Raw genomic sequence first — 676 nt, 5'->3', positions numbered from 1 at the left:
GCGACCGCCTCCTGCGCCAGCCGGCCGAGGCCGGGCACGGAAAAAACGCTCTCGATGACGACGCTGCCGCCGAGCATCTGCGCCGACTGCAGGCCGAGCATGGTGATCAGCGGCAGCAGTGCATTGCGGGCGACGTGGGCGAGCACGATGCGGCGGCGTGACAATCCTTTGGCGCGTGCGGCCAGGACGAAATCCTGCCGCCAGACCTCGGCCATGCCGGCGCGCATCATGCGCAGATAGAGCGCCAGGTAGATGAAGCCGAGGGCGGAAACGGGCAGGGCGAGATGGACGGCGATGTCGGCGGCGCGGTCAAGACCGGTCTTGTCAGAGGCCAGGGTTTCGATGCCGCCGATCGGCAGCCAGCGCAGGTCGACGGCAAAGACGACGATCAGCACCAGGCCGAGCCAGAAACCCGGCACTGCATAGAGCGCTAGCGAGCCGATCGACAGGAAGCGGTCGCGGAAGCTGCCCGGCTGTGCGCCGGCGTAGATGCCGAGTGCCGAGCCGAGCCCGAAGGAGAGCGCGGTGGCGCTGACCATCAACAGCAGCGTGTTGGGCAGGCGTTCGAGGATGACGTCGCGGATCGGCCTGGAGAAGGTCACCGACTGGCCGAGATCGAGATGCAACAGCGCCCAGAGGTAATTGGCGAGCCGCGTCAGCTCCGACTGGTCGAGGC

1 protein-coding gene is annotated in these 676 nt (G+C 67.6%); it reads right to left on the bottom strand.

The window, feature by feature from the left end:
• A partial coding sequence (locus EN906_RS36225) for an ABC transporter permease (RefSeq protein ID WP_164777713.1) occupies nucleotides 1-676 on the bottom strand: 676 nt, incomplete at both ends.

Source organism: Mesorhizobium sp. M7A.F.Ca.CA.004.06.1.1, from assembly GCF_003999135.1.
In the GTDB taxonomy this organism is placed as follows: Bacteria; Pseudomonadota; Alphaproteobacteria; order Rhizobiales; family Rhizobiaceae; genus Mesorhizobium.
The sequence above is the reverse complement of the archived record's forward strand: the minus strand, read 5'-3'. Positions and strand labels throughout refer to the sequence as shown.